This window comes from Pseudomonas sp. BF-RE-25, from assembly GCF_019956105.1.
Taxonomy (GTDB): domain Bacteria; phylum Pseudomonadota; class Gammaproteobacteria; order Pseudomonadales; family Pseudomonadaceae; genus Aquipseudomonas; species Aquipseudomonas migulae.
Window position 1 is genome coordinate 72,679 of sequence record NZ_JAHBDB010000011.1, and the last position, 26,207, is coordinate 98,885.

Genomic DNA, 26,207 nt, shown 5'->3' on the forward strand with positions numbered 1-26,207 from the left:
TCCTTCCCGGCGCGAAAAAACTTCAGTTCAAACCCAGTTTTCCACGCAGCGTCGACAAATCCTCAGCCAAGGTATTCACCGGCCCGACCAGGGCTTTACGGTCGTTGTCTTTCACTTTGTCATAGGTCTCAAAACCGCCATCCTTGGTTTTGTACTTCGCCAGCGTCTTGTTCACCGTGGCAAAGTTTTTGTCGACCTTGGCAATGAACGCCGCGTCCTGCTTCTCGATCTGCGGACGGAACAGGTCGACGATTTTCTTGGCGCCGTCGATGTTGCCCTGGAAGTCATAGAGGTCGGTGTGGCTGTAACGATCCTCTTCGCCGGAGATCTTGGTGGCGGCGACTTCTTCCAGCAGCGCCGCCGCGCCGCCCACCACTTTTTCAGGCGGGAAGGTCAGGCCGGCCACGCGGGTTTGCAGGTCCTTGACGTCTTTGTTCAAGCCATCGGCCAGTTCGCCCAGGCCCTTGGTGCTCTTCTCGGAGAACAGCGAGTATTCGATGCGGTGGAAACCGGTGAAGTCTTCGGCTTTCACGCCTTTTTCGTGGTCGTCGACACGGGAGTCGATGGACGCATCGAGGTCACTGAACAGCTCGGCAATCGGCTCGATCGATTCGTAGTAAACCCGGGTCGGCGCGTAGAGTTTTTGCGCGGTGGCCAGATCACCTTTCTTCACCGCATCGGTGAATTTCTGAGTGTGGCTGGCCAGTTCGTCCAGTTGCTCGGTGACGTAGATCTTGTAATCCGAAATCGGCCCCACCAGTTCCAGCGGCGCCGTCGCCGCGAAAGCCGAAAACGGGGTGTTGAGCAAACCAAGGGTCAGCAATAACGCGAGTGGCGACTTTTTCATGGGACGGTTCCGTGTTGGGGGTTGGTTAGGCGGTGGCTTTTGTTTGTGTGGCGTTGAGCAGCGAGCGGCCGATGAAATCCTGGTCGCCCGTCACACCCGGCAGGGTGAAGAAGTACCCGCCGCCGACCGGCTTGAGGTACTCCTCGAGCGGCTCGCCGTTGAGGCGGGTTTGCACGGTGATGAAGCCTTTTTCCAGGTCAGCCTGGTAGCAGATGAACAGCAAGCCCATGTCCAGCTGACCGTTCTTGTTCACGCCGTTTGAGTAGTTGAACGGCCGGCGCAGGATCAGGTTGGCCTGACTCGCGGCGGTGCGCGGGTTGGCCAGACGGATGTGCGCGTCGAGCTTGGTCAGCTTGCCTTCCGGGTCCTTGGCGTAATCCGGAACCTCGGTTTCGTGGGCACCGCCCATGGGCGCGCCGGTGCTTTTGACCCGGCCGAGAATGCTTTCCTGTTCCTGCAACGGCGTGCGGTCCCAGCGCTCAACGAAATTGCGGATGATCCGCACCGCTTGATAGCTGCCATTGATGGCCCACGCCGGTTCGTCGCTGCCGGGCTGGACCCAGACGATGCGATCCATGGCCTTGGCGTCATTGGAGTCGGGGTTGGCCGAGCCATCGCGAAAGCCCAGAAAGTTACGCGCACTCTGCGCCGGCACACCGGGTTTCGCCGGTGCCTGGGGCGGTACGCTGCCTTCCTGTTTCCAGCGCACCAGCAACAAGTCCGGCAGGTTTTTCACGATGTCGCGCAGGGCGTGGATGTTGGTATCGGTGGTGTTGGAGCAGAACTGCAAACTCAGGTCGCCGTGGCAGCAATCGGCTTCCAGCGCATCGTTGGGGAAACCGACCATGCGGCTGAGCCGTTTCGGTTTGGCGTTGGCCAGGCCGAAGCGTTCGTCGAACAACGATTCACCCACCGAGACGGTGATGGTCAGGTTGTCCGGTGTGACCACCGGGCCAAGAATCCCTGAATCCACCGGAGGCAGTTTTGGATCGACCTGCGCCACCGGGCCGCCCTTCATCAGGAACGCGATGCGCTCATTGAGCGTGCGGAACAGCCGTTCGAGGTCTTCGCGGTCACTGGCCAACACATCAAACGACACCAACATGCCCGACGCCGGGCGCGGGGTGACGATGCCGCTTTGGTGCTGGCCGTGGAAGTCGTGGTGGTCTTCGGTCCGGTCGCTGCTCGGTGCTTCGGTGACTTGCGCCGGGCTGGCGGCCATGGCCGGGCAGCTCAATGCCGAAGCGGCCAACGCCACACCGGTGGCGCCCATGCCCATCAATACCCGGCGACGCTGGAAGTTGAATTGCTCTGAATCGTTCATCTGAATGTCGTCTTCTGCTACAGGCCGGAAAGGCCAAGGGCGGGATCGATTCCATCGAGTGCATCGGCCAGTGCCTTGGCCTTGTCGGCGATCTGTTTGCGTTGTGTGGCGCCGACCGTGTCGTAGCTCGCAAAGCCGTCCTTGACCTTGAAACCGTTGAGTTCGGCATCAAGGCTGGCGACAGCGCTGTCGATGGTTGGCAGCAGTTCGGCGGCGGACTTGGTCAGCAGCGGACGCAACAGGTCGACGACTTTGCGGGCAGCTTCGAGGTTGCCGGCGAAACCGTTCAAGTCGGTGTGGCTGTAGCGTTCTTCTTCACCGCTGCTGGCGCGTACATCGCCGAGGTTATTGAGGTTGCGCACCACGATGCTGACCAGTTGTTCCGGGGGCAGCGATTGCGCGAGCAGTTGTTGCTTGAGCGTGGTGACGTCGGTCAGCAGCTGTTGGGCTACCGGTGTCAGGCCGTCGAGGTTGCGTTGCTGGAACAACGCATATTCCAGGCGATGGAAGCCCGCGAAGCCGGGGTCCTGCTCGCGCTTTTCAAAGTAATCGGCACGGGCGTTGATGGTGTTGTCCAGTTCCGCCAGGCGTTGCGTGGCCGGGGCAATGCGTTGGTAGGCACTGCGCGCCGGGACGTACAACGCTTGCGCCTGACTCAGTTCACCGGCTTCGATGGCTTGTTCAAGCGCGGTGACGGCTTTGATGAGCGCGGTGCTCTGGCTGCTCAGGTAAACGCGGAATTCCGACAACGGCCCGACGAAAGCCACCATCGACGGCTTGGCTTTGGCCGCGGCATCGGACGCCGCGGTGGATGTCACGTGCAACGTGCCACGCGGGTTGCTCAGCAGGCCGCAGGTGATCGCGTAATCGCCGGGCAACAGGTTGGCGTTGATCACCTGACTCAGGCCAGGCGCGATGTTTTCCCGTTCTTCGACCACCAGCACGCCGTCAAGGATTTCCCATTCAACGGCGCGATCCGAACGGTTGACGATGCGGAAACTGGCGCGACCGGCCGGCACCGTCAACGCGTTCGGTTCGCAGCTGTGGGGGTGAATGGTCACCAGCACTTCGTCATGGTTGGCCTGGCGTTTGGCCGAGGCCATTTTCGAGGCGTAGTAGAACAGGCCGCCGGCGGCGATCATCACGATCACCGAACCGGCCACCGCCCAGCGCAAGGCACGGGGAGGGGAGGCCTGAGGAGGGGCTTGATTTGACATGGGTGCCCTTACTGACTGGAAAAAATGCATTGGCGTACGCCCCTGTAGGAGCGAGCCTGCTCGCGAAAAAGCCACAGGCGCCGCTGGGCATCTGGTTTCACGCGTTAACGTTAACGACCATCGCGAGCGGGCTCGCTCCTACGGAGGGCAGGTGGCGCCGGGAGAAAAAACATCACCAGCGCCACCACCAGGTAAATCAGATAAGCGCCGAGGGTGCTGACGGTGGGCGCGTCCTGGTAGCCGAACATCCCGGCCAGCACCGAGCCCAGCGGTCCGTCCATTGGCAGCGTGGCGCTGAAGTCGAACAGCACGGTTTGCAGGTGATTCCAGATCCCGGCTTCATGCAGCGCCTGTACCGAGTTGGCGAGAATGCCGGCCGCGACCACGAGGATGAACAGCCCGGTCCAGCGAAAGAACGCGCCGAGGTTCAGACGCATACTGCCGGTGTAAATGAGGAAGCCAACGATGATCGCCAGAATCAGGCCGAGTAGGGCGCCAATCGGTGCCGCCGGGCCTTCGCTTTGCTGGAACACCGCGAGCAGGAAAAACACCGTTTCCAGGCCTTCCCGAGCGACGGCGAAAAACACCATGGCGATCAGCGCCGTGACCTGATGCTTAGAGCCAGTCAGCGCCTGATCGAGGGAGACGTGCAGCGAATGCTTGATCGAACGCGCCACCTTGCGCATCCAGAACACCATGGAACTGAGGATGCCGACCGCCACCAGGCCGACCACACCTTCAAACAGTTCCTGTTGTTTCTGCGGGAACTCAGCGCTGACCAGTTCCAGACCGCCGCCCACCAGCAGGGCCAGTGCCGTAGCGAGAAACACACCTATCCAAACGGCTGGCATCCACTGGCCACGACCGGTTTGCTTGAGGTAGCTGGCGATGATGCCGACGATCAATGCGGCCTCGATGCCTTCGCGCAGCATGATCAGAAAAGGAACAAGCATTCAGCACCGTCGTGGAAATAGATAGGGTGCTAATTTGTAACATAATGACACTCATTCCCAAATGCCAATAGTTGACATTTACCTGAACCTAACCTGAACAACCCTCAACATCACCCACATCACCCACATCACCCTGTGGGAGCGAGCCTGCTCGCGATTGCGGTATGTCAGGCGGCATCAATGTCGACTGATTTGGCCTCTTCGCGAGCAGGCTCGCTCCCACAGGATCTGCGCTAAGATGCCACCACTCAAACAACAGGGCACACCCCGCGCAATGTCGGAAAAAGACACCATTTCCATTCAACTGGTGCGTGAAGCGCTGTTGCAAAGTTGCGCCCCTGGCGCGGCCACCGATGAGGTGTTGAACAAGGTCGGTATCGATCCGGCGCTGCTGGAGTCCGCCGTTGCCCGCGTCCCGGCCACGGCCTATGCGCGTTTGTGGCGGTTGCTGGCCCGGCGTGGCGACGATGAATTTTTTGGCATGGACCCGCGCAAGCTCAAATCCGGCAGCCTGGAGTTTCTGTGTCGCTGCTCGATGGTCCAGCCGAGCCTGGCCGCCGGCCTGACTTCGGGGCTGGGGTTTTTGTCGTTGATGCTCGAATACCTGCCCGCGCAGCTGGTTCGTCAGCAAAGTCTCGCGGAAATCGTCCTGCTGGAAGACGACCAGGACCCTCGCCGCGCGTTCACCTATTTCACCTACTGGATGATCGTTCACGGTGTTGCGTGTTGGCTGGCCGGGCGGCGGATTCCGATTCTGGCCATCGAGTTGCGCTGCCCGGCGCCGGACTTTTGCGATGACTATCAGGTGATGTTTTCCGAAAACCTGCGTTTCGACCGGCCGCGCACCCGAATGATTTTTTCGGCCGATTGCCTGGATCTGCCGATCAAGCGCAGCGCGGAAGAACTCAAGCGCTTCCTGGCCCATGCGCCGGCCAATATTCTGGTCAAGTACCGCGACCCGGAGAGTCTGGCGAGTCGGATCAAGCACGATTTGCGGCAATTGCCCGCCGAGCAGTGGCCTGAGACCGAACCTCTGGCACAGCAACTGTGCATGTCGGCCTCGACCTTGCGGCGGCGGCTGGCGGAGGAGGGGCAGACTTATCAAGGCCTCAAGGACAGCGTGCGCAAGGAACTGGCCATTGTCTGGCTGGCGGAGCCAAGTATCAGCTTCGCCGAAATCGCCACGCGGCTGGGGTTTGCCGATGCGAGCTCGTTCTACAAGGCGTTTCGCAAATGGTCGGGGTCGAATCCGGGGCATTATCGGAGTTTGATTCTGACCGAGGCCGACTGATCCTGATTTTGTATTGATGCAGCTGACCTCTTCGCGGGCAAGCCTCGCTCCTACAGAGAAATGCGATCCCCTGTAGGAGCGAGGCTTGCCCGCGAACGCGTCAAACCAGGCGCCACATCTATTGGATCTTGGCCAAACCAGTCAGACAACTTGATAGCTTTGACCATTGCCCCACCCCCCGCGCAGAGCGAGTATTTCCCTGTTGGTTACGCTTCCCCCAACCTAATAAAAATACCGAGGGATTCTGGCAATGCGCGATTACTTGTCTGCCACGTCACAGTTCAATTATCAGCACACCGTCGACGCCGCACTCGCGGGTAACCTGACGGCCCTCAATGCCTGTGTCGAGTGTTGCGACCGGCATGCGTTGCCAGGTCGCATCGCGCTGTTCTGGGAAGGTCGCGACGGTTCCAGCTCTACGTACACCTTCAGCGACTTGCAGGACAAGGCTGCACGTTTCGCCAATTTCCTGCTGGCGCAGGGCGTAAAGAAAGGCGACAAGGTCGCCGGCCTGCTGCCGCGCAATATCGAATTGTTGATCACCGTGTTCGCCACCTGGCGCATCGGCGCGGTGTATCAGCCGCTGTTCACCGCGTTCGGTCCCAAGGCCATCGAACACCGCTTGAGCAGCTCCGGCGCCAAAGTGGTGGTGACCGACGCAGTCAATCGCTCCAAACTCGCTGAAGTCGCCGATTGCCCGACCATCGTCACCGTCGGTGGTGCAAAAGGCCAGGGCATCGTCCGTGGTGATTTCAGCTTCTGGGCCGAACTGGCCAACTATTCCGCTGATTGCGAACCGGTGCTGCTGACCGGCGAAGACCCATTCCTGCTGATGTTCACCTCTGGCACCACCGGCCCGTCGAAAGCGCTGTCGGTGCCGCTCAAGGCAATCGTCGCGTTCGAGAGCTACACCCGCGACGCCGTGGACCTGCGCCCTGAAGACGCTTTCTGGAACGTCGCCGATCCGGGTTGGGCCTACGGCATCTATTTCGGCGTCACCGGGCCGATGGCGATGGGGCATCCGATCACCTTTTACGATGGCCCGTTCACCCTCGAAAGCACCTGCCGGGTGATCAACAAATACGGGATCACCAACCTCACTGGCTCTCCAACCGCCTATCGTCTGTTGATCGCCGGTGGCGATGAGTTTGCCAAGTCGATCAAAGGCAAGCTGCGCATCGTCAGCAGCGCCGGCGAGCCGTTGAACCCGGAAGTGATCCGCTGGTTTGCCGACAACCTCGGCGTGGTCATTCACGACCATTACGGCCAGACCGAATTGGGCATGGTCCTGTGCAACCACCACGGCCTCGATCATCCGATCCACATGGGCGCCGCCGGTTTTGCTTCGCCGGGCCACCGTATCGTGGTGCTGGACGAGGAGTACAAGGAACTGGGTGTCGGCCAACCCGGCATCCTCGCCATCGACCGCACTCAGTCGCCAATGTGCTGGTTCAACGGCTACGAAGGCGCACCGACCAAAGCCTTCGTCGGCAACTATTACCTGAGCGGCGACACCGTCGAGTGGAACCCGGACGGCAGCATCAGCTTCGTCGGCCGCAGTGACGACGTGATCACCACCTCCGGCTACCGCGTCGGCCCGTTCGACGTCGAAAGTGCGTTGATCGAACACCCGGCCGTCGTCGAAGCCGCCGTGGTCGGCAAACCCGATCCGGAGCGCACCGAACTGGTCAAAGCCTTCGTCGTGCTCAGCGCGCAATACCGCGCCGCGCCGGAGCTGGCCGAAGAGCTGCGCCAACATGTGCGCAAACGTCTGGCCGCGCACTCTTACCCACGTGAAATCGAATTTGTCAGCGAGTTGCCGAAAACCCCAAGCGGCAAATTGCAGCGCTTTATCTTGCGCAACCAGGAAATCGCCAAGGCTCAAGAGGCCGCAGCGAAGAACGTTTCAGCTTGAATCCAAGGAAACAATGATGCAGATCGAAAACAAGGTTTTTCTCGTCACCGGCGGTGCCTCCGGGCTCGGCGCGGCCACGGCTGAAATGCTGGTCGCGGCCGGCGCCAAAGTGATGCTGGTGGACATGAACGCCGAAGCGGTCGCGGCCCAGGCTGAACGTCTTGGCGCGCAAAGCGTGGTCGCGGACATCAGCAACGAAGCGGCGGCGGAAGCGGCGGTGCAGGCCACGGTCAAAGCCTTCGGTGGCCTGAACGGTCTGGTCAACTGCGCCGGCATCGTGCGTGGCGAGAAGATCCTCGGCAAAAACGGTCCGCATGCACTGGCCAGTTTCAGCCAGGTGATCAACGTCAACCTGATCGGCAGCTTCAACATGCTGCGTCTGGCGTCGGCGGCCATCGCCGAAACCGAGCCGGATGCCGATGGCGAGCGCGGTGTGATCATCAACACGGCTTCCGCCGCAGCCTATGACGGCCAGATTGGCCAGGCGGCCTATGCGGCATCGAAAGGCGCGATTGTCAGCCTGACCTTGCCGGCGGCTCGTGAACTGGCGCGCTTCGGTATCCGTGTGATGACCATCGCCCCAGGGATTTTCGAGACGCCGATGATGGCCGGCATGACCCCGGAAGTCCGCGATTCCCTTGCCGCTGGCGTGCCGTTTCCACCACGTTTGGGCAAACCGGCCGAGTACGCGCAGCTGGTCAGGCATATCATTGATAACAGCATGCTCAATGGCGAGGTGATCCGTCTCGACGGTGCCTTGCGCATGGCCGCCAAGTAAGGAGGATTTGTCATGACCCTTTCCCACGATCCAATCGTTATCGTCAGCGCCGTCCGTACCCCGATGGGCGGTTTCCAGGGCGAACTGAAAAGCCTGACTGCACCGCAATTGGGTGCCGCCGCGATTCGCGCCGCCGTTGAACGCGCCGGTGTGGCGCCGGACGCGGTTGAAGAAGTGCTGTTTGGCTGCGTGCTGCCCGCCGGCCTCGGCCAGGCGCCGGCGCGCCAGGCCGCACTGGGCGCCGGGCTGGATAAATCGACCCGCTGCACCACCCTGAACAAGATGTGCGGTTCCGGTATGGAAGCGGCCATCCTGGCCCATGACATGCTGCTCGCCGGCAGCGCCGATGTGGTGGTGGCGGGCGGCATGGAAAGCATGTCCAACGCGCCATACCTGCTGGACCGCGCCCGCAGCGGTTATCGCATGGGCCATGGCCGTGTGCTCGATTCCATGTTCCTCGACGGCCTGGAAGACGCCTACGACAAGGGCCGCCTGATGGGCACTTTCGCTGAGGACTGCGCTGAAACCAACGGCTTCAGCCGCGAAGCTCAGGATGCGTTTGCCATCGCTTCGACCACCCGCGCGCAGCAGGCGATCAAGGACGGCAGCTTCAAGGACGAGATCGTGCCGTTGACCGTGACCGTCGGCAAAGAGCAAGTCGTCATCAGCAACGACGAGCAGCCGCCGAAAGCCAAACTGGACAAGATTGCCTCGCTGAAACCGGCCTTCCGCGAAGGCGGCACGGTGACGGCGGCCAACTCCAGTTCGATTTCCGACGGTGCGGCGGCGCTGGTGCTGATGCGTCGTTCCGAAGCGGACAAGCGCGGCCTGAAATCGCTGGCTGTGATCCATGGTCACGCGGCATTCGCCGACACGCCGGGCCTGTTCCCGGTGGCACCGATAGGCGCGATCAAGCGGCTGATGAAGAAAACCGGCTGGTCGTTGAATGACGTGGACCTGGTGGAAGTCAACGAAGCCTTCGCCGTGGTCGGCATGGCAGCGATGACCCATCTGGAAATCCCCCACGCGAAACTCAACGTGCACGGCGGCGCGTGCGCCTTGGGCCACCCGATCGGTGCGTCCGGCGCGCGGATCCTCGTGACCCTGCTCTCGGCCCTGCGCCAGAAAGGCCTGAAGCGCGGCGTTGCAGCGATCTGCATCGGCGGCGGCGAAGCCACGGCGATGGCCGTGGAATGCCTGTACTGAAACCAACGCAAAACCCTGTAGGAGCGAGCCTGCTCGCGATGGACGTTAACGATGACGAGGGCTGCCCGGATAAACGCGGTGCCCTGAAGTTCTTCGCGAGCAAGCTCGCTCCTACAGGGAATGCGATTCTTTTTTTAAGGACTGGTCATGATTCCCAATGACGAACAACTGCAGATCAGCGAAGCGGCCCGGCAGTTTGCCCAGGAACGCCTGAAACCGTTCGCCGCCGAATGGGACCGTGAGCACCGCTTCCCCAAGGAAGCCATCGGCGAAATGGCTGAACTGGGCTTCTTCGGCATGCTGGTGCCCGAACAGTGGGGCGGGTGCGACACCGGTTACCTGGCCTACGCCATGGCCCTGGAAGAAATCGCCGCCGGCGACGGCGCCTGCTCGACCATCATGAGCGTGCACAACTCGGTCGGTTGCGTGCCGATCCTGAACTACGGCAACGACGACCAGAAAGAACGCTTTCTCAAACCGTTGGCCAGCGGTGCAATGCTTGGCGCTTTCGCCCTGACCGAACCGCAGGCTGGCTCCGATGCCAGCGGCCTGAAAACCCGTGCGCGCCTGGAAGGCGATCATTACGTCCTGAACGGTTGCAAACAGTTCATCACCTCCGGGCAGAACGCCGGTGTGGTGATCGTGTTCGCAGTGACGGACCCGAGCGCCGGCAAACGCGGGATCACCGCACTGATCGTGCCCACCGATTCACCGGGCTACAAAGTCGCCCGCGTCGAAGACAAACTCGGCCAGCATGCGTCCGACACCTGCCAGATTCTGTTCGAAGACGTGAAGGTGCCGGTGGCCAACCGCTTGGGCGAGGAGGGTGAAGGCTATCGAATTGCCCTGGCCAACCTCGAAGGCGGCCGCGTCGGTATCGCTTCGCAATCGGTGGGCATGGCCCGAGCCGCGTTTGAAGCGGCGCGGGATTACGCCCGTGAGCGCGAGAGTTTCGGCAAACCGATCATCGAGCATCAGGCCGTCGCGTTCCGCCTCGCGGACATGGCGACCCAGATCGCCGTCGCCCGGCAAATGGTGCATTACGCCGCCGCGCTGCGTGACAGCGGCAAACCGGCGTTGGTCGAAGCGTCCATGGCCAAGCTGTTTGCCTCGGAAATGGCCGAAAAGGTCTGCTCTGCCGCATTGCAAACCCTCGGCGGTTACGGTTACCTGAACGACTTCCCGCTGGAGCGGATCTACCGCGACGTGCGGGTATGCCAGATCTACGAAGGCACCAGCGATATTCAGCGCATGGTCATTTCGCGCAGTCTTTAAGAAGGAGTCCATTGTGAGTTACGAAACGATTTTGCTGGAAACCCACGGCCGTGTCGGCCTGATCACCCTGAACCGTCCGCAGGCGCTGAACGCGTTGAACGCGCAGATCGTCAGCGAACTGAACCACGCCCTCGATGGCCTGGAAGCTGATTCGAACATCGGTTGCATCGTGCTGACCGGCTCGAAAAAAGCCTTCGCCGCCGGTGCCGACATCAAGGAAATGGCTGAGCTGACCTACCCGCAGATCTACCTCGACGATCTGTTCAGCGACAGCGACCGCGTGGCCAACCGCCGCAAGCCGATCATCGCTGCTGTGAACGGGTTTGCCCTGGGCGGTGGTTGTGAACTGGCGTTGATGTGCGACTTCATCCTCGCCGGGGACAACGCGAAGTTCGGCCAACCGGAGATCAACCTCGGCGTGCTGCCGGGCATGGGCGGCACCCAGCGCCTGACTCGCGCCGTCGGTAAGGCCAAGGCGATGGAAATGTGCCTGAGCGGGCGTTTGATCGATGCCGTGGAAGCAGAGCGTTGCGGGATCGTCGCGCGAATCGTTCCGGCGGATGAGTTGCTGGAAGAAGCGCTGAAAGTCGCCGCGCTGATCGCCAAGAAGTCGTTGCCGATTGCGATGATGGTCAAGGAAAGCGTCAACCGAGCCTTCGAAGTGAGCCTTTCGGAGGGCGTGCGCTTTGAGCGTCGGGTGTTCCATGCAGCGTTTGCGACGCAGGATCAGAAGGAAGGGATGGCGGCGTTTATTGCCAAGCGTGAGGCGGAGTTCGTCGGTAAGTAATGCGGTGTCCTGACGGACGCCATCGCGAGCAGGCTCGCTCCCACATTCGACCAGGTTTCTTCAGGAGAAATGCGGTCAAGTGTGGGAGTGAGCCTGCTCGCGATGCTTTTTCAGCGTCCTTGAAATGCATTGAAAGAATTCAGCGAAGCAGGGCCATCACTCCGCCCGTATCCGCTCCCATGTACCTCGACTATGGTGAATTTGCCCGGACGCTAACCGAGGCTTCAGGACGAAGCCGTCGTTTCAGGCTCAATCACTTTATTCGAGGTTTACATGAGCATTTGTCATTTTGTGCACGCCCAGTGCGGTACGCCGGTATCGCACGTTCCCCAAGGTTATGTTCTGGCCAACGAGCCCATGAAAGACGACATCGTCTATTGGCCGCAAACCCCCAACACAGCCTTGTTGGTGACCCGACGAACCGTTGTGATCGAGGAAGACGGCACGACATCGGTGTTCTTCGCGGTGCAGGAAATGCCGTCCAGCGAACCCGATTTGAGCGTGGCAATTCAGACCGTACGTGCCACAACGTCTGTGGTTTAAACCAATAACGCCTTCGCGAGCAGGGGATCTCATGAACACCAGAGATCAACTGTAGGAGCGAGCCTGCTCGCGAAAAACCTGAGAGCACCGCGGTGTTTCAGGTTCCCCGCGTCATCGTTGACGACCCTCGCGAGCAAGCTCGCTCCTACACGGTGTCACACCAGATAATTTTTCAACTCTCGGGCAATCACCATCCGCTGAATCTCGCTCGATCCTTCATAAATCTGCGTGATCCGCGCATCCCGGTAGTAACGCTCCACCGGGTAATCCTCCAGATACCCGTACCCGCCATGGATCTGCATCGCTGACGAACAGACCTTCTCAGCCATTTCCGAGGCAAACAGCTTGGCCTGCGAAGCTTCCGACAGACATGGCTTGCCCGCACTGCGCAACCGCGCGGCATGCAGGATCATCAACCGTGCAGCGTTGAGTTGCATGTGCATGTCGGCCAGCATATTGGCGATGCTCTGGTGCTCGATGATCGGCTTGGCGAACTGCACGCGATCACGGGAGTAGGCCAGTGCCGCTTCGAACGCGGCACGCGCGATGCCCAAGGCCTGCGCGGCGATGCCGATGCGTCCGCCTTCGAGGTTGGAGAGGGCGATGGCCAGGCCTTTACCGCGTTCACCCAACAGATTGGCTTCGGGGATGGTGCAGTTGCTCAGGGTCACTGCGCAGGTGTCGGACGCGCGAATGCCCATCTTGTGTTCAGTGCGATCAACGATGAAACCGGCAGTATCGGTCGGCACCAGAAACGCCGAGATACCACGCTTGCCCAGGTCCGGATCGGTCACTGCAAACACAATCGCCAGTTTCGCCCGTTTACCGTTGCTGACGAATTGCTTGGCGCCGTTGATCACCCACTGGCCGTCGCGCAGTTCGGCGCGGGTGCGCAGGTTATGCGCCTCGGAACCGGCTTGCGGCTCGGTCAGGCAGAAGCAGCCGATGGCCTTGCCGCTGGCCAGATCCGGCAACCAGGTCTGTTTCTGTTCGTCGGTGCCGTAGTTCATGACCGGCCCGCAACCCACGGAATTGTGGATGCTCATCAGTGCACCCGTGGCGCCGTCTCCAGCGGAAATCTCTTCCACCGCCAGGGCGTAGGCGACGTAATCGACATAAGTGCCGCCCCATTCCTCGGGCACCACCATGCCCAGCAGCCCCAGCTCGCCCATCTTCGCCACCAGACCGTCGTCGATCCAGCCGGCCTTTTCCCAGGCTTGCGCGTGGGGCGCGATTTCGCCGCGGGCAAAGTCCCGGGCCATGTCGCGGATCATGACTTGCTCTTCGCTCAATTCGATATCGTGCATGGCTCAGCTCCCGCTCCGGTCAAACCCTGTGAAAAAACTCGCGACATGTGCGGCGTCCAGCGCCTGCAAGGTCGGCGGGTTCCAGCGCGGGGTCTTGTCTTTGTCGATCAGCAAGGCGCGCACGCCTTCAATCAGGTCGCCGCGCTCGAACCACTGACGGTCCAGGTGCAGCTCCAGGGCAAAACAGTCTTCCAGACTCAGGTGCCGACCGCGGCGCAGCATTTCCAGGGTCACGCCCATGGCCAGCGGTGAACGGCTTTGCAGCAGGTCGGCGGTGGTGGTCGCCCATTCATGGCTGTCGGCAACCGTGACGTTGCGCAATTGTTCAACAATACCCGGCACATCGGGCAGGGCGAAGAAGTGATCGATAGCCGGGCGCAGTGCTTCCAATGGCGCGTCCGGCAGTTGCTGCACGGCGAGTCGGGCCAGCAGGCCTTGCAGCTCCTTGAGCGGCGTGTCGTGCCATTCCAGATGATCGAGTTTTTCGTCCAGCGTGGCCAGTTTGCTGCTGTCCAGATACCAGTCGGCCAGGCCGCAATAGAGCGCATCCGCCGCACGGATCTGCACGCCGCTGACGCCCAGGTAGATCCCCAGTTCACCGGGGATGCGCGGCAGGAAGTAGCTGCCACCGACGTCCGGGAAATAACCGATGGCCACTTCCGGCATCGCCAGGCGGCTTTTCTCGGTGACCACGCGCAGATCGGCGCCTTGCACCAGGCCCATGCCGCCACCCAGGACGAAGCCGTCCATCAGGGCGAGAACCGGTTTGCGGTAATGGTGAATCGCGAGGTCGAGGGCGTATTCCTCGACGAAGAAGTCTTCGTGCAGGGTGTCGCCGTTTTTGAAGCTGTCATACAGCGAGCGGATGTCGCCGCCGGCACAAAAGGCTTTTTCGCCGGCACCGCGCAAGACCACCGCGTGAATGTTCGAATCCTGCGCCCAGGCGTCGAGCTGACGCTGCAGATTGCGCACCATGTCGAGGGTAATGGCGTTGAGGCCGGCGGGGCGGTTGAGGGTCAGGTGACCGATATGGTTGCGAACCTCGGCCAGCACGTCGTTTTGCGTGGCATCCATGGACGAAGTCCACTTCGATGAAACCTGAGCAGTCATCACTAACTCCCTGCTTTTATTGTTCTTTATAGAGAAGCTCGCGCGCGAGCGATGCTGGATCGTAACAGTGCAAATTTGCCTAGTACAACCCGGATATGTGCAGGTCTTGTGTGCATTTTTGTAATAGCGCTGAAGGATTTCCCTCTCAAGACCACCGCGGGCCGCGCTCACGACCGAATCGGCTGTGAAAACAGCCTTATCAGCGCAATCGGGGCGTCTGGAGCGGCCCTTACGACACCTGCAACAGGTTATCTGTTGGCATTCTGGCCGTGGTTTTGAAGCCGTCTGTGCCGAGGGTTTCAGGCTGGAGGCCGCAACGTGCGGCCCCTCGAACAAAACAATAAGAACGCTGTTGCGGCTCGCGCCGCACCGACTCTCTGTTCCTGCCCAAAAAGGCGGTCCGGTTCGCCAGGCCGCGATAACTCCAAACAAATCGGGACTCAAGAAGATGAATATCAAATGGCTGACTTTGCCGACACTCGCGCTGCTGTGCTGCACCACCAACGCCCATGCCAAGGAATGGAAAGAGCTGCGATTCGGCGTCAACCCAAGCTACCCGCCTTTTGAGTCAACCACCGCCGATGGCGGCGTGCAGGGCTTTGGCGTGGACCTGGGCAACGCGATCTGTGCCGAGCTGAAACTGACCTGTGTGTGGGTCAGCAATGATTTCGACGGGCTGATTCCAGCCCTCAAGGCCGGCAAGTTCGACGCCATCGAATCGTCGATGACCGTGACCGAGCCGCGCAAAAAGCAGATCGACTTCACCGACCGTCTGTACGCCGGGCCGACCGCCATCGTCACCCGCAAGGACTCCGGGCTGCTGCCCACCGCCGAGTCGCTGCGGGGCAAGACCATCGGTTACATGCAGGGCACGATTCAGGAAACCTACGCCAAGGCCAAACTGGGGCCGGGCGGCGTGAAGCTGCGGGCTTATCAGAATCAGGATCAGGTGTACGCCGACCTGGTTTATGGCCGTCTCGATGCGTCGATCCAGGACAAGCTGCAAGCGCAGATGAGCTTCCTCACATCCCCACAAGGGGCTGACTTCCAGAACAGCGAAGGCATCAGCGACCCGCTGGTGCCGTCGGAAATTGCCATCGGCGTGCGCAAGGACAACGAAGAACTCAAAGGCATGCTCAATGCCGCCATCAAGGCCCTGCACGACAAGGGCATCTACGCACAGATCCAGCAGAAGCATTTCGGCGATCTGGACCTCTACAACAACTGATCCTCGCGCCCCAAGACACTGTGCCGTGAACCGGTACAGTGTTTCATCGTGGGCGCCTCAAGACAGGTGACTGGCGTGAATTCCTTCCTGAATCTGATCGGGCTCGATGTTTCGGCCCTGCAAGGCTATGGCCCATTGTTGCTGCACGGCACCTGGGTCACGCTGAAACTGTCGGCGCTCTCGCTGCTGGTGAGCATGGCGCTGGGGTTGCTCGGCGCGGCGGCAAAGCTGTCGCCGCTGAAGCTGTTGAACCTGCCGGCTACCTTCTACACCACCTTGATTCGCGGTGTGCCGGACCTGGTGCTGATGCTGCTGATTTTCTACAGCCTGCAAGGCTGGCTGAGCAGCCTGACCGAAGCGATGGGCTGGCCGTACATGGAAATCGACCCGTTCGTGGCCGGGATTATCACGCTCGGGTTTATCTATGGCGCGTATTTCACCGAGACCTTTCGCGGGGCGATCCTCAGCGTGCCGCGTGGACAGCAGGAAGCCGCGGCGTGTTTCGGTTTGAACCGCTGGCAGCGGTTTCGCTTCGTGGTGTTTCCGCAAATGATGCGTTTCGCCTTGCCGAGCCTGGGCAACAACTGGCTGGTGTTGCTCAAGGCCACGGCGCTGGTATCGATCATCGGCCTGTCGGACCTGGTCAAGGTCGCGCAGGAGGCCGGTAAAAGCACCTTCAACATGCTCGATTTCCTGCTGATGGCGGGGGCGCTTTATCTGCTGATCACCAGCGCGTCGAACTACGCCTTGCGTGTGTTGGAGCGACGTTACAACCAGGGCGTACGGGGGATGGCGCGATGATCGAGTTGATTGCCGAATACTGGAAACCCTTTCTGTTCAGCGACGGCGAGACCCTCACTGGCCTGGCGATGACCCTGTGGTTGCTGGTGGCGAGCATCGCGATGGGGTTTGTCCTGTCGTTGCCGTTGGCGATCCTGCGCACCTCGCGCTGGGGCTTGCTGCGCTGGCCGGTCCAGCTGTTTACCTACGTGTTTCGCGGTACGCCGCTGTATATCCAGCTGCTGATTTGCTACAGCGGGATCTACGGCATCGCGGTGGTGCGCTCGCAGCCGCTGCTCGAAGCGTTCTTTCGCGACGCGATGAATTGCACGCTGCTCGCGTTCACCCTCAACACTTGCGCCTATACCGTGGAAATTTTTGCCGGTGCGATCCGCAGCATTCCCTACGGTGAAATCGAGGCAGCCCACGCTTATGGCTTGAGCGGCTGGCGCCTGTACCTGCGACTGATCCTGCCCTCGGCGCTGCGCCGTGCGCTGCCGTATTACAGCAACGAAGTGATTCTGATGCTGCACGCGACATCGGTGGCGTTCACCGCAACCATTCCGGACATTCTCAAAGTCGCCCGCGACGCCAACGCCGCGACCTTCATGACCTTTCAGGCGTTCGGCATTGCCGGCCTGCTGTACCTCGCGTTGTCGTTTGGCCTGGTCGGCGCATTTCGCCTCGCGGAAAAGCGCTGGCTGAGCTTTCTCGGGCCGACTCATTAATCCATTTATCCAGAGCAGCGCCGAATCGGGTGCTGCTGCAGGGGTGTCTGCATGTACAAACTCACGGTTGAAAATCTGTATAAACGTTTTGGTGACAATGAAGTGCTCAAGGGCGTCTCGTTGAATGCGCGGGCAGGGGACGTGGTGAGCATGATCGGCGCCAGCGGTTCAGGCAAAAGCACGATGCTGCGCTGCATCAATTTTCTGGAACGGGCGGACGAGGGCGCCATCGAACTCGACGGCGAACGGGTCATCACTCGCCCGGGCGCGGGTGGTATGCGTGTCGCCCATCCGGCACAGTTGCAGCGTTTGCGCACGCGCCTGGCGATGGTGTTCCAGCATTTCAACTTGTGGAGTCACCTGACCGTCCTGGAAAACATCGTGCTCGCGCCGTGCCGGGTGCTGGGCATCAGCCGCAAGGCGGCTGAGGAAAGTGCACGGGCTTATCTGGACAAGGTCGGCTTGCCGCAGCGGGTCGCCGATCAATACCCGGCGTTTCTCTCCGGCGGCCAGCAGCAACGGGTGGCGATTGCCCGGGCGCTGGCGGTGGAGCCGGAAATTCTGCTGTTCGACGAGCCGACCTCGGCCCTTGATCCGGAGTTGGTCGGCGAAGTGCTCAAGGTGATTCAGGCACTGGCGGAAGAAGGCCGGACCATGTTGATGGTGACCCATGAAATGGGCTTTGCCCGGCAGGTGTCAAGCCAGGTGTTGTTCTTGCATCAGGGGCGGGTCGAGGAGCAGGGTGATGCGACGATCCTCGACCGGCCAAACAGTGAACGTTTGCAGCAATTCCTATCGGGTCGTTTGAAGTGAGGCAAGACGTACATGGCGGACATCCGCGATCTGTCGATCGTGCTTGATCGTATCGATCAGGCAATCATTGAAGTGCTGCGCCATGAAGGGCGCATCACTTACCAAAAGCTTTCGGAGCGCGTACACCTGACCCCCAGGCCATGCCTGGAACGGGTGCGCAAGCTTGAACAGCTCGGGGTCATTCGCGGTTACGGAGCGATTCTCGATGAGAAAAAACTGACACCTGGGCTGTCTTTGCTGGTGTTGGTGGCGCTGTCGAACCAGAGCGGGCGGGCGGCGCAAAAAGCCTTCGAAGCCAAGGTCCGTGCTTGCCCGCAGGTGCTGGAATGTCGCTTGATCAGCGGCGCGTTCGACTACAGCCTGCGCATGCGTTGCCGCGACATGGAACATTACCGGGTGTTGACCGAAGTCTGGTTCGACGACCCGGAGCTGCACATCGACAAACTGGTCAGCCACCCGGAACTGGCGATGGTCAAGACCACGATGGAGTAATAAACACCCCGGTTCCCTGTGGGAGCGAGACCGGCTTGCCGGCGATAGCGGTGTATCAGTCAATTCATTAGTGACTGATACACCGCAATCGCGAGCAGGCTCGCTCCCACATTTGGTTTTTGGTGTTTGCCGAATCGGCTGGACGAGCCGAAATCTTCAGCCGTTTCCATCACCTTAAAAACCGTTATCAACCGGGTTTTCCCGCTCCCGAAACAGACAATGAGCCTCTCTCAACCCTCATTGAATCTGTGCCCATGCAAACCACCAATACCGTTTTGATGATTCGCCCGACACGTTTCTCTTTCAATCAGGACACGGCGGCGAACAACCGTTTTCAGCGCCCGGCAGCCGTGTCCGAAGACGTTCAGCTCAAGGCCCTGCAAGAATTCGACGGCTACGTTGCCGCACTGCGCGGGCAAGGCGTCGAGGTCCTTGTGCACAACGACCTTGAAGCCCCGCACACGCCAGACTCGATCTTTCCCAACAACTGGTGGAGCAGCCACCCCGACGGCACGTTGGTGCTGTATCCGATGCAGGGCCACAACCGGCGCCTGGAGCGGGATAAAGGTGTGCTCGACTGGCTGCGCGACGAGTACCGGGTCGAGCAGTTGTTGGACCTTTCCAGCCTCGAACAACAGGAAGTCTTCCTTGAAGGCACCGGCAGCATGGTGCTGGATCGTCAGCAGCGGATTTGCTACGCCGGCTATTCCACCCGCACCCACGCCCGGGCGCTGGATCAGGTGGTCAACCATCTGGGTTACGAGCTGTGCGCGTTCACGGCAGAAGACCGTCAGGGCGTCGCGATTTACCACACTAACGTGATGATGAGCGTCGGTACGCGGCTGGCCATTGCCTGCCTGGCATCGGTCACGAACCCGAGCGAACGCCTGGCCCTGCGCTCGCGGCTGGAAGACAGCGGCAAGCAAGTCATCGCGCTGAACTGGAGCCAGTTGGAATCCTTTGCCGGCAACATGCTGGAAGTTCAAAGCAGTGCGGGCGACCCCGTGCTGGTGATGTCACGTACCGCCTGGCAAGCGTTGGACACCCGCCAGCGTCGGTTGATTGAAGCCCACACCACGCCGCTGCCAGTGAACATCGACACCATCGAACGCATTGGCGGCGGCAGTGCCCGCTGCATGTTGGCCGAAGTATTCCTGCCCAAACACCTGACTGCCAAGGAGCAAGTGCGATGATCGTCCGTCCCGCCACACCGGCTGACCTGCCGGCACTCCTGGCCCTGGCTCATAGCGCCGGGACCGGTTTGACCACCTTGCCTGCCGATGCGCCGCGTTTGCGCCAGCGTCTGGAATGGGCCGCGAAAACCTTTGCCGGCGACGCCGAGCGTGCCGATGCCGACTACCTGTTTGTGCTGGAGAACGACCAGCAAGAAGCGATCGGTATTTGCGCATTGGCCGGTGCCGTCGGCCTGCGCGAGCCCTGGTACAACTATCGAATGGGCTTGTTTGTCGCAGCCTCGAAAAACCTCGGGATCAATCAACAACTGCCGACCCTGTTCCTGGGTAACGACATGACCGGGCAATCGGAGTTGTGCTCATTGTTCCTGCACGCCGATCATCGCAGCGGGCTGAACGGGCGCTTGTTGTCGAAGGCGCGGTTCCTGTTTCTCGCAGAGTTCCGTCAGCACTTCGGCGACAAGGTCATTGCAGAGATGCGCGGCTACTCGGACGAAGCGGGCATTTCACCGTTCTGGGAAGGGCTGGGGCGGCACTTTTTCAAGATGGATTTTGCCGATGCCGATTACCTCACCGGCCTGGGCAACAAGACCTTCATCGCGGAACTGATGCCCAAGTTTCCGCTGCCGACCTGTCTGTTGCCGGAAGCGGCGCGTTCGGTGATTGGCCGCGTCCATCCCAACACCGAGCCGGCGCTGGGCATGCTACAGGCGGAAGGATTCGAACACCGTGACTACATCGACATTTTCGACGGCGGGCCGCTGATTGAATGCGCCACCGCCGACATCCGCGCGGTGCGTGACAGTCAGGTGCTGCAACTGAGCATTGGCACCCCCGGAGAACAGGCGGCGACTTACCTGATTCACAACCGCCAGTTTGCCGAGTGCCGGATTACCGCAGCACCGGCGCGGGTGGCGGCGGGCACGTTGATTGTCGATGCGCAGACCGCAAAAACGCTGGGGTTGAGTGCCGGTGCATCAGTGCGGGCGGTGAGCCTGGCAGTACCGGCCAAGCAATTATCTGCGGCTTGACTCGAACCTTCAGGAGCGAGCCTGCTCGCTCCTGAAGGGTTCTGTAGGGTGTCAGGTTCTGCGGCTAAGGACTTCAGTGATACTGCGCCGTTTGGCATGCAACTCACTGGCTTGAATCAACTGTTCAAGGTCTTCGGGCGTGACATCAAAGAAAGCTTCCATGTCCGCCAGCGCCCGTTTCAGGTCCTGGGCAGTGATCGCCTGGCTGTCGATTGGCGGGTGATCGGCCGGCACCATCGGCACCGGTTCACTGGCGCGTCTTGGGTAACGAATGCGCGTCAGGTTGTTGTATGCGAGCGCGCTGAGCAACATCGTCGAGGCGCCGAGCATTACCGGGCCGAGGGCTTTCCAGTCCAGCGCGATGGTCGCAGGGTCTGCCAATACCAGCAGCAACGCCAAGGCACCGGCCGGCGGATGCAGGCAACGCAGCCAGCACATCAGGATCAGTGACATGCCTGCGGCCAGGCAAGCACTGCCAAGGGTTCGTCCGAGCACGTGGGCGACCAACAATGCGATGACCCCTGCGCTCAAGTAGCCGCCGAGAATCGACCAGGGTTGCGCCAACGCACCGGAGGACACCGCGAACAACAGCACTGCCGAGGCGCCCAGCGGACCGATCAGGTGCTGCGCCACTTCGATGCCGAAAACCTGTGAGCACAGCCAGACGCTGAACATCGTACCGAGGGCCATGCCGATGGCGGCACGGCTCCATTCAGAAGGTCGAGTATTGATGGCGGCGGGGAACCAGCGAGCAAACATGAGGTGAACGGTCCGTTGCAAAAGTCGAGGCAAAAAAAAGGCTTAGCTGGGATACCCAGAAAGCCCTTGAAGTCGTTCCAACTATTGGGGGAGGAACGAGGCACAGTGTGCCGCTCATTCCAGACGGAGACAAATTCATATTAATGCAGTTTCAGTGCATTAATTTTGCTGTAAAGCCACCCGGCGTCCGCTCATAAAACACAGGAAACCGCCCATGGCGGTCAGCGCGCTCAGGGCATAAAACATCGTCGGCGCCGGGGTGTGCATCAACAGGAAACCGCAAATCACCGGGCTCAGGGCACCGCCCAGGGCCGCCAGGTTTTGTGCGCCGTAGTAACTGCCGCGCAGCTCTTCCGGGGCCAGGGTGTCGACGAACAGGAATTCGGCGGGGTAAATGATCATTTCGCCGAGGGTGAAGATGAACATCGCGACGCACCACGACACCAGGCTGTCCGCCAGGCTAAAACCGATCAGGCCAAGGATGAACAGGCTGGTGCCACCGGCAATCCAGTAGCGCAGTTGTTCACGCTTGAGGAAACGGCCGATCTGGTATTGCAGCAGGATCACGCTGATGGCGTTGCAGGCGAGCAGGGCGGCCATGGTTTCCAGGGCGCGTTTGGAATCCTGGGTCACCAGCAGGTATTGCGACAGATACAGGGTGAAGCGCCCATGGACCACGGTGCTGAGCAGACAGCCGCAAGTGAACATAATCAGCGTGCGGTCGTTTTTCAGGGTGATCAGGGTTTTCAGAAAGCTTTGCGGCTGGCCGATCGCCGGTGTCTGGCTCGAATCTTTCGGGATCCCGCTCATCAAAAAGATGCTGAAAAACGCAATGCCGCCGGCAATCAGGAACGGCGCAATCGGGTAGACACCGGCAATGACCACGCCGAGCATCGGCCCCGTGGCGTAACCGATGTTGGTCAGGGTGTAGCGCAGGGAAAAGGCCTTGGCGCGCTGGCCCATGGGCAGGTTTTCGCTGAGGATCGCCTTCGATCCGATCAGGAACAGCGCCGAAGCGGTTTCGGTGATCACCAGGGTCAGGGTGGTCAGGTAGAGGTTTTCGGCGAAGGTCAGCAGCACGAAACCGATGGCGCTGGAGAGCATGGCGAGGATCAGCAGCCGGCGTTTTTCGAGGCGGTCGATGATGTAGCCGCCGTAGAGCGCGAGCAGGGTGGCGATGAACACCGCGATGCCCAGTAGCAAGCCAACGTCCTGTTGGTTGAGGCCCAGTTTGTTGCTCAGGAACAACGTGAGCAACGGGCTGGTGATGGCGCGGCTGACGACGATGGTCAGCGATACGATCATCAACCGGCGGATAACAAGCGAGTAAGTGGCCACGGTGGGGCAAATGTCCTTATTCAGATTTCAGGGTGTTCGACGGTGTAACGCGTCGCGCCCAATCGCGAGCAAGCCTCGCTCCTACGGGGTTGCGCTGCCCCTGTAGGAGCGAGGCTTGCCCGCGAAGAGGCCCGCACAGGCAACGCAAAATTCAACTCAACCACCGATCCAGCGCAGCAACCGATTCCAATGCTTCCAACCGCCACAACTGCCCGATCAGTTCCTCTGCCTGCGACCTCGGCATCACCCGCACCGCCAGACTGAAAAACTTCTGTTCCAACGCGTCATCACTCAACGGATTAGCCGGCGCACCCAGTGGCGGGTCGACGCACAGGCTCGCCTGCCGACCGTCCACCGTCCGCACGCTCACCACGGGCTCGCCATCCTCTGACAGTTGCGGGTCCACTACAAGACGAATGCGCGACATCCACAGCGCAATCTGCGGAACACGCCGTTGCTCGTCGTCATACGCCTCCAGCCGGCAATGCCCATGAACCAGGCGTGCGGCGAGGGCGTACGGCAAACTCATCTGCGCCGCCGCGAGGCTGCTCACTTCCTGAGCGCCGCACATGTCCTGCAGAAACCCGCACAGCGAAACTTCAAGGTCTTCAACCTGATCGACATCCACCTGCAGTTGATCCAGCAACAACCCCAACGCGTCGATGGCCGAATGCGTGCCACGGCACGAGGCGTACGGCTTGATCGAACAGCGGGCGAGCTTCCACACGACACCCAGGTCGGCATCCAGTGCTTCAGGTTGTGAAGACGCCCCGGCCAGGGTTTTCAGGAAACCGCCCCAGACATCATCGAACAGCTTCGACGGCCCGGTGATGCCTTGCTGCGCAAACCGTGCCGCCAGCAATCCACCTTCGGCGGCGCGCCCGCTGTGCAGTTTTTTACTCTGCGAGCCGTCGTGGATGAAGGCCCACAAGCCGCCGCTGAAACTGCCGGCAATGCCCAGTGCCGAGAGCATTTGTCCGGCGTTCAAACCCAGGATGCGTGCACTTGCCGCCGCCGCGCCAAACACGCCGCAGGTGGCGGTGGAATGCCAGCCGGCACCGTTGTGCGCCGAATAACCACCACAGGCTTCGAGCACGCGGCGGCCGACTTCGTAACCGATGACCACCGCCGTGATGAACTCGCGACCACTGACAGGCCGCGTGCACATCGAAACAGCGGCCATCACCGCCGGCAGCACCACTGCGCCGGAATGGTCACAGCCACCGGTGTCATCCAGTTCCAGCGCATGTGCGGCGACGCCGTTGAGCATCGCAGCCTGAGCGGCACCGACCCGCAGGTCCGCGCCCCAGACCAGCGTGCCACCGGTTTCACCCGCGAACACCAGGCGCGCCTGTTTCGCCACATCGCTATCAGCCCCGGCCAGCGTCGCGCCAAAGGTGTCGAGAATGTGCCGTTTGGCTTGTGCAACCAGTGCCGGGGGCAAGTCTTCAAATCGTGTGTCGACGCAAAACTGCGCCAGTCGTTGCAAGCGCTCGGTCATAGGAGGTAGTCCCGATAATGCCGTTCGTACACTGACGCCGGGTGATCCTCGGTCACAGGCGTCGCGGAATCGGCCCACCACTGAGCGACTTCGGCTCCGGTGGCGATCCACACGTCGTTGTGTTGCTGAATGCCCTGCAGCAATTCGCGCAACACGCCGATCCGTCCCGGCGTGGCAATGATTTCCGGGTGCAAACGCAGCACGTAACACAGCCCGAAGCGGTGGAACCCGGCGAAGTCCATTTGCAGGTTGCCCAGGGTGTGGCTGTAGGAAGCGATCCGCGATTGTGCCGGCGGCACCGCCGGGCTCAGGTTGAACGCGAAGTAGGGTTCGTCTTCCAGCTCGTAGTGCAAGGGCAGTTCAATCACCTGCGGCGCAGTGGGATGCGCGAACGGCAAATCATCGCCGCGCCACGAGGATGACCAACGAATGCCTTGATCCCTCAGCGCCTCGATGAACCCCGGCGCGCCATTGCCGGCGGGGATGCGAAACCCCGTCGGGCGCTGGCCGGTCAACGCTTGCAGAGCCTCGCAGCCGGCGGCAATTTCGGCGCTCTGCTGCGCCAGATCGAGGGTGTCGTAGTTTTGATGGCGATACCCGGCGCAGCCGATTTCATGCCCACCGGCCTGAATCGCCTGAAGGTGTTCGGGGTTTTCTTCGGCGACGATGCCGGGGACAAACCAGCTGCTGCGAACCCCCAGTTCCTTGAACAAACCCAGCAGACGCTCAACGCCGCGCTGGCTCCCGTAACGCCATACAGACAGTGTCTTGTCGCGCCCGGCGACTTCCGGCGCCTGGGTGAGAATCCCGTGAATGTCGTTGTAATCGACGGTCAGAACCACCGCGCAGCGATAGCCGTCGGGCCAGACGATGGAATCAGCCATGGTGATGCTCCTTCAGCCACCACTGGGCGACATCGCGGCAAGTGGCAAACCACACGTCGTCGCGCTGACGCATGTGTTCGAACAGTTTTTCCAGCAACAGGATGCGTCCCGGTTTGCCGGTGATCTTGGGGTGGAACAGGGTGGTCAGGCACAACCCCTCATTCATGGCACCGTCGTACTCGCGGCACCAGTTGTCCAGAGTCAGCTCGTAGCTGGCCGTGCGGTCCAGTCCCGAAGGAAAGTCCGGCGCGCGGGTGTAGGCGAGGGAGGCGTAGTCGTCCATTTCCCAGCGACCGGGGATTTCCACCAGTGGCGTGTCGAACCCCGGCACGTTCACCAGGTACGGTCGGTCGTCGCCGCGCATGCTGCTGGAGTAGGTCACGCCGGCTTCCACCAGCATCGCCGGGGTCTCGGCGCGCCAGTCGCCGGACGGCGTGCGGAAACCTTCGGCGCGGATGTTCAGGTGTTTCCAGAACACCTCGCGGGATTTCTTCATTACGTCCCTTTGCTGGTCCAGCGTCAGGGCGTAAAAGGATTCGTGTTTGTAGCCGTGATACGCCACTTCATGCCCGCGTTCGACAATCGCCTGGCACTGTTTCGGCCAGTTCTCCACGACCCAGGCCGGAACGAAAAACGTGGTCGGGATGCGGAATTCGTCGAGCAGGTCGAGAATCCGTGGCAGCGCCCGGTAAGGGCCGTAACCACCAAAACCGAAGTACTCGGGCTTGCGCCAGATCGAGCCGTTGAGCATCGCATCGCCGGTGGGGCCGTCGAGGTCGAAGGCCAGGGCAAGGCAGGCCTTGTGCTGGTCGGGCCAGGTTGGGGAGGACGACATCGTGATGCTCCGTATTCAATTGTCGAAACGCAACCTTGTAGGAGCCGGCTTGCCGGCGATGGCGGCGCATCA

General features: G+C 61.0%; 25 protein-coding genes and 1 pseudogene. 14 read left to right on the plus strand and 12 right to left on the minus strand.

Annotated features, from left to right (window positions below):
• Positions 1–22: 22 nt before the first annotated feature.
• The 4 genes from efeO (KGB24_RS06040) to efeU all read right to left on the minus strand — a co-directional run bounded on the left by efeO (KGB24_RS06040) (position 23) and on the right by efeU (position 4,341).
• A complete protein-coding gene (gene efeO / locus KGB24_RS06040; protein WP_223414276.1) occupies positions 23–847 on the minus strand; it encodes an iron uptake system protein EfeO in 825 nt (274 codons plus the stop codon).
• 25 nt (positions 848–872) lie between these two features.
• Positions 873–2,171, minus strand: coding sequence for an iron uptake transporter deferrochelatase/peroxidase subunit (efeB, locus tag KGB24_RS06045; RefSeq protein WP_223414277.1), 1,299 nt, complete (start codon positions 2,169–2,171; stop codon positions 873–875).
• A gap of 17 nt (positions 2,172–2,188) precedes the next feature.
• The gene (efeO, locus tag KGB24_RS06050; protein WP_223414278.1) at positions 2,189–3,388 is read right to left on the minus strand and encodes an iron uptake system protein EfeO; all 1,200 of its coding nucleotides are present in this window, start codon (positions 3,386–3,388) and stop codon (positions 2,189–2,191) included.
• A 110-nt stretch (positions 3,389–3,498) separates the two neighbouring features.
• Positions 3,499–4,341, minus strand: a complete 843-nt coding sequence (gene efeU, locus KGB24_RS06055) for an iron uptake transporter permease EfeU (RefSeq protein ID WP_223414279.1) — start codon at positions 4,339–4,341, stop codon at positions 3,499–3,501.
• 274 nt (positions 4,342–4,615) lie between these two features.
• Here efeU and KGB24_RS06060 point away from each other — a divergent pair, with 274 nt between their 5' ends.
• The 7 genes from KGB24_RS06060 (at position 4,616) to KGB24_RS06090 (ending at position 12,136) form a co-directional block, all read left to right on the plus strand.
• Positions 4,616–5,632 (plus strand): AraC family transcriptional regulator, encoded by a 1,017-nt coding sequence (locus tag KGB24_RS06060; RefSeq protein ID WP_223414371.1) that lies wholly within the window; start codon positions 4,616–4,618, stop codon positions 5,630–5,632.
• A 250-nt stretch (positions 5,633–5,882) separates the two neighbouring features.
• Entirely contained in the window at positions 5,883–7,547 is a 1,665-nt protein-coding gene (locus KGB24_RS06065) for an AMP-binding protein (protein ID WP_008026523.1), read from the plus strand.
• A gap of 16 nt (positions 7,548–7,563) precedes the next feature.
• The gene (locus KGB24_RS06070) at positions 7,564–8,325 is read left to right on the plus strand and encodes an SDR family NAD(P)-dependent oxidoreductase (RefSeq protein ID WP_008026522.1); all 762 of its coding nucleotides are present in this window, start codon (positions 7,564–7,566) and stop codon (positions 8,323–8,325) included.
• A gap of 12 nt (positions 8,326–8,337) precedes the next feature.
• Positions 8,338–9,531, plus strand: coding sequence for an acetyl-CoA C-acyltransferase (locus KGB24_RS06075; RefSeq protein ID WP_223414280.1), 1,194 nt, complete (start codon positions 8,338–8,340; stop codon positions 9,529–9,531).
• Between the two features lie 147 nt (positions 9,532–9,678).
• Positions 9,679–10,806 carry an acyl-CoA dehydrogenase gene (locus KGB24_RS06080; RefSeq protein ID WP_008026517.1) on the plus strand — a complete coding sequence of 376 codons (1,128 nt, stop codon included), beginning with the start codon at positions 9,679–9,681 and terminating at the stop codon, positions 10,804–10,806.
• Between the two features lie 13 nt (positions 10,807–10,819).
• Complete coding sequence (locus KGB24_RS06085; RefSeq protein WP_008038367.1) at positions 10,820–11,593, plus strand: enoyl-CoA hydratase; 774 nt, start codon at positions 10,820–10,822, stop codon at positions 11,591–11,593.
• 273 nt (positions 11,594–11,866) lie between these two features.
• Positions 11,867–12,136: a hypothetical protein gene (locus tag KGB24_RS06090; protein WP_008026514.1), complete on the plus strand. Its 270-nt coding sequence runs from the start codon at positions 11,867–11,869 to the stop codon at positions 12,134–12,136.
• Positions 12,137–12,183: 47 nt separating this feature from the next.
• On the opposite strand, the pseudogene KGB24_RS29270 reads toward KGB24_RS06090, so the two are convergent.
• The 3 genes and pseudogenes from KGB24_RS29270 to KGB24_RS06100 form a co-directional block, all read right to left on the minus strand.
• Positions 12,184–12,273, minus strand: a pseudogene (locus KGB24_RS29270) (outer membrane lipoprotein carrier protein LolA); the annotation flags it as partial.
• A gap of 18 nt (positions 12,274–12,291) precedes the next feature.
• Positions 12,292–13,443 (minus strand): acyl-CoA dehydrogenase family protein, encoded by a 1,152-nt coding sequence (locus KGB24_RS06095; protein ID WP_008026512.1) that lies wholly within the window; start codon positions 13,441–13,443, stop codon positions 12,292–12,294.
• A gap of 3 nt (positions 13,444–13,446) precedes the next feature.
• Positions 13,447–14,553, minus strand: coding sequence for an enoyl-CoA hydratase/isomerase family protein (locus KGB24_RS06100; protein WP_223414282.1), 1,107 nt, complete (start codon positions 14,551–14,553; stop codon positions 13,447–13,449).
• A 448-nt stretch (positions 14,554–15,001) separates the two neighbouring features.
• On the opposite strand from KGB24_RS06100, the gene KGB24_RS06105 reads away from it, so the two are divergent.
• The 7 genes from KGB24_RS06105 to astA all read left to right on the plus strand — a co-directional run bounded on the left by KGB24_RS06105 (position 15,002) and on the right by astA (position 20,818).
• Positions 15,002–15,781: a transporter substrate-binding domain-containing protein gene (locus tag KGB24_RS06105; RefSeq protein ID WP_223414283.1), complete on the plus strand. Its 780-nt coding sequence runs from the start codon at positions 15,002–15,004 to the stop codon at positions 15,779–15,781.
• A 75-nt stretch (positions 15,782–15,856) separates the two neighbouring features.
• Complete coding sequence (locus KGB24_RS06110; RefSeq protein ID WP_008026506.1) at positions 15,857–16,582, plus strand: ABC transporter permease; 726 nt, start codon at positions 15,857–15,859, stop codon at positions 16,580–16,582.
• A complete protein-coding gene (locus KGB24_RS06115; RefSeq protein ID WP_008026504.1) occupies positions 16,579–17,289 on the plus strand; it encodes an ABC transporter permease in 711 nt (236 codons plus the stop codon). Before KGB24_RS06110 ends, KGB24_RS06115 begins: the two co-directional genes overlap by 4 nt.
• Before the next feature lie 51 nt (positions 17,290–17,340).
• The gene (locus KGB24_RS06120; protein WP_008038375.1) at positions 17,341–18,102 is read left to right on the plus strand and encodes an ABC transporter ATP-binding protein; all 762 of its coding nucleotides are present in this window, start codon (positions 17,341–17,343) and stop codon (positions 18,100–18,102) included.
• Positions 18,103–18,114: 12 nt separating this feature from the next.
• The gene (locus KGB24_RS06125) at positions 18,115–18,594 is read left to right on the plus strand and encodes an Lrp/AsnC family transcriptional regulator (RefSeq protein WP_008026500.1); all 480 of its coding nucleotides are present in this window, start codon (positions 18,115–18,117) and stop codon (positions 18,592–18,594) included.
• Between the two features lie 254 nt (positions 18,595–18,848).
• The gene (gene ctlX, locus KGB24_RS06130) at positions 18,849–19,787 is read left to right on the plus strand and encodes a citrulline utilization hydrolase CtlX (protein ID WP_223414284.1); all 939 of its coding nucleotides are present in this window, start codon (positions 18,849–18,851) and stop codon (positions 19,785–19,787) included.
• Positions 19,784–20,818 (plus strand): arginine N-succinyltransferase, encoded by a 1,035-nt coding sequence (gene astA, locus KGB24_RS06135; protein ID WP_008038379.1) that lies wholly within the window; start codon positions 19,784–19,786, stop codon positions 20,816–20,818. Before ctlX ends, astA begins: the two co-directional genes overlap by 4 nt.
• Before the next feature lie 51 nt (positions 20,819–20,869).
• Here the strand turns inward: astA and KGB24_RS06140 are convergent, their stop codons facing one another.
• The 5 genes from KGB24_RS06140 to KGB24_RS06160 all read right to left on the minus strand — a co-directional run bounded on the left by KGB24_RS06140 (position 20,870) and on the right by KGB24_RS06160 (position 26,135).
• Positions 20,870–21,577 (minus strand): HPP family protein, encoded by a 708-nt coding sequence (locus tag KGB24_RS06140; protein ID WP_223414285.1) that lies wholly within the window; start codon positions 21,575–21,577, stop codon positions 20,870–20,872.
• Positions 21,578–21,736: 159 nt separating this feature from the next.
• Positions 21,737–22,915: an MFS transporter gene (locus KGB24_RS06145; protein ID WP_223414286.1), complete on the minus strand. Its 1,179-nt coding sequence runs from the start codon at positions 22,913–22,915 to the stop codon at positions 21,737–21,739.
• Positions 22,916–23,066: 151 nt separating this feature from the next.
• The gene (locus KGB24_RS06150) at positions 23,067–24,416 is read right to left on the minus strand and encodes an MmgE/PrpD family protein (RefSeq protein ID WP_223414287.1); all 1,350 of its coding nucleotides are present in this window, start codon (positions 24,414–24,416) and stop codon (positions 23,067–23,069) included.
• Positions 24,413–25,300, minus strand: a complete 888-nt coding sequence (locus tag KGB24_RS06155) for a polysaccharide deacetylase family protein (protein ID WP_223414288.1) — start codon at positions 25,298–25,300, stop codon at positions 24,413–24,415. Before KGB24_RS06155 ends, KGB24_RS06150 begins: the two co-directional genes overlap by 4 nt.
• Positions 25,293–26,135, minus strand: coding sequence for a polysaccharide deacetylase family protein (locus tag KGB24_RS06160; protein ID WP_223414289.1), 843 nt, complete (start codon positions 26,133–26,135; stop codon positions 25,293–25,295). The genes KGB24_RS06155 and KGB24_RS06160 overlap by 8 nt, the downstream gene beginning before the upstream one ends.
• Between the last annotated feature and the right edge of the window lie 72 nt (positions 26,136–26,207).